The 2580-nt window shown below is 73.0% G+C and carries 2 protein-coding genes; both read right to left on the bottom strand.

Annotated features, from left to right (window positions below):
* Positions 1-155: 155 nt before the first annotated feature.
* Positions 156-896 (bottom strand): IS21-like element helper ATPase IstB, encoded by a 741-nt coding sequence (gene istB, locus BT122_RS10615; protein ID WP_177242233.1) that lies wholly within the window; start codon positions 894-896, stop codon positions 156-158.
* Positions 886-2358 carry an IS21 family transposase gene (istA, locus tag BT122_RS10610; protein ID WP_083432483.1) on the bottom strand — a complete coding sequence of 491 codons (1473 nt, stop codon included), beginning with the start codon at positions 2356-2358 and terminating at the stop codon, positions 886-888. The genes istB and istA overlap by 11 nt, the downstream gene beginning before the upstream one ends.
* Positions 2359-2580 lie beyond the last annotated feature (222 nt).

Here is a 2580-nt window from a genome sequence, read left to right as displayed (position 1 = left end):
CGATGAAGGTCTCTATTGCAACCCTTCGCTGCTCGGTGCTGTACATGCGGATTCCTTCCTGTTCCTATTTGGTCCAGGATTTCCACCGCAGTCCCAAAAGAGCATCGGGAATTGAGCAGTTCGGTCGCGGGATCTGCGCAGCGCAATTGGGCGGCTCAGCCCTGCATGAGGGCGTGGCGCACCCGGTAGGACTCGCCGCGGAACTGCAGCAGCCTGCCGTGGTGCACGACGCGGTCGATCACCGCGGCGGCCATCTGGTCGTCGCCGAAGACGGCGCCCCACCTCGAGAACTCGAGGTTGGTGGTGATCACGACGGACTGCCGCTCGTAGGCGTCGGAGAACACCTGGAACAGCAGGCGCGCGCCGTCGGCGTCGAGCGGCAGGAACCCGAGCTCGTCGACGACGAGCAGCCTCGCGCGGCCGATCTGGGCGGCCTCGTGGTCGAGCCTGCCCTCGTCGCGGGCGCGCCTGAGGCGCATCACGAGCGACGAGGCCGTGAAGAAGCGGGCCTCGAGCCTCTCGGAGCAGGCGAGCGCGCACAGCGCCGAGGCCATGTGGGTCTTGCCGGTGCCCACGTCGCCCATCAGCACGAGGTCGTGCGCGCCCTCGAGGAACGAGAGCGACAGCAGGTCGGCGCGCCCGAAGCCCTCGGGCCAGGAGACCGCCGACCAGTCGTAGCCGTCGAAGGTCTTCGGGGCCGGCAGCGCGCAGCGCCTGAGCAGCGACGCCCTCCTCGAGGCCTCCCTGCTCGCGCGCTCCGCCTCGAGGTAGCCCGCGAGGTACTCGACCTGCCTCGGGGTGCCGGCCTCGGCCCATTCCCTGAGCACGGACGCCGTGAGCGAGCAGGCGCGCCCGGCGTCGACGACGCGGGCCGCGAGCGCGGGGTCAGCAGGCATCGGGCACCTCCCCCTCGCGCAGGAGCCCGTCGTAGACGGAGAGGTCGGCCGCCCCTCCCGGGGCGCCGCGCCCGGCGGCGATGCGCCTCGCCGCGAGGTCGACGGAGGCGTCGTCGGGGACGCGGCCCCCCGCGCAGCACATCTCCGCGGCCTCGCACGCCGCCTCGAAGCCCGAGTGCCCCGCGGCCCTCTCGATCGCGCGCAGTGCCCTCCTGCGCCCGGCCGCGTCCATCCGGTCGATCGAGGCGACGAGGGCGGGCGGCATGTCGAGCCTGATCGTCGACTCGCCGAAGGCCCGCGGGCGGGCGACGAGCGCCGGCACGAGCGACAGCGGGTTGCGGACGGCGGGGCCCTCCCCGAAGGCGCGCGGCAGCCTCGCCACGAGCCTGCCGCGGTCCGCGAGGACCTCGACGCTCGCCGCGCGCACGCCGACGAGCAGCTCGCGGGAGTGCCATGCCGGGCCGCAGACGTACTCGCGGCCGTCGACCGCCACGTAGCCGCGCTTGTCGGAGCGGGCGCGCACCCACCTCACCGCGTCGAAGGGGGCGCCCGGCAGCGCGTTCATCGCGGCGAGGTCCTCCGCCATCGCCTCCGGCGTCGGGCGCCCGTCGCGGGCGCGCGAGGCGGCGTTCAGCCGGCCGCACGACTCGGCGAGCCAGGCGTTCAGGTCCCCGAGCGCGGGGAAGGACGGCACCGGCACCAGCAGGTTGCGGCGCAGGAACCCGACCGCGTTCTCGACCGAGCCCTTCTCGTTGCCCGAGTAGGGGTTGCAGTAGCGGCTCGCCATCCGGTAGTGGGACCTGAACAGGCGGAACAGCCCGGACTCGGACACCTCGCCGCGCACCATCCTGCCGGCCTCGGTGGCGTTGTCGAGCACGAGCGTGTGCGGGGCGCGGCCGATCTGCGAGAGGATCGCGGCGAGCCCGTCGCACATGCACTCCGCCCTCTGGCACATCTCGGCGGCGCAGAAGCGCGCGTTCGAGTGGGGCAGCGTCACGACCAGGAGCTTGAGGTCGGCCGGCCTGCCGCCGATCTCGGCCCTGAAGCTCCCGAAGTCCGCCTGCGCGGTCCCCGGCGCCCACCCGAGCTCGAGGAAGCCGTCGCCCGCGGGGACGCCCTGCGACCTCCTCCACTCCGCCACGAAGCGCCTCACGCTCGAGTAGGAGCCCGCGTAGCCGCGCTCGGCGACGAGGCGGTCGTATATCCTCTTCGCCGTGTGGCGCTGCTTGCGCGGCGCGCCGAGGTCCGCCTCGAGGACGCCGCGGATCCACGCCGCGTGGGCGTCCACGGCGGGGCGCGGCCTGCGCGCGGGGATCGGCGGCGCCGGGGACAGGTCCTCCATGTCGGCGTACTTCGCAACCGTGTTGCGGCTCAGGCCGAGCTCGCGCGCGATCTCGGCCCTCGGGACGCCCCGGGCGTCCATCGTGCGTATATCATCTCTAGTATCCAGGGGCACGGCCATCCTCTCCCATCCTTCCCGGGCGGCGCTCGCCAAAGTCCCCGCCCAGGAAAACGTTACGGCAAGGGGCCGCGCCCCTGGTGCGGGCGCGGCCCCTCCTGACCAAACTGCTCAGATCCCGGTGACCGCGGGGGGGTGGTACCGCTTTTCCGTACCTCCTCGCCTAGGCCGCCAGCCCCAGGCTCCGTCGGTATTGTAGCGGGCTCATCGAGCCGAGCGACCGTT

The sequence above is a fragment of the Olsenella sp. kh2p3 genome (genome assembly GCA_900119625.1).
Classification (GTDB): domain Bacteria; phylum Actinomycetota; class Coriobacteriia; order Coriobacteriales; family Atopobiaceae; genus Tractidigestivibacter.
This window is presented reverse-complemented; position numbering and strand designations above follow the sequence as displayed.

What these genes read in the sequence shown, in the direction of transcription:
- istB (WP_177242233.1), bottom strand. Translation starts at nt 896, where the DNA reads ATGCCTGCTGACCCCGCGCTCGCGGCCCGCGTCGTCGACGCCGGGCGC.
- istA (WP_083432483.1), bottom strand. Translation starts at nt 2,358, where the DNA reads ATGGCCGTGCCCCTGGATACTAGAGATGATATACGCACGATGGACGCC.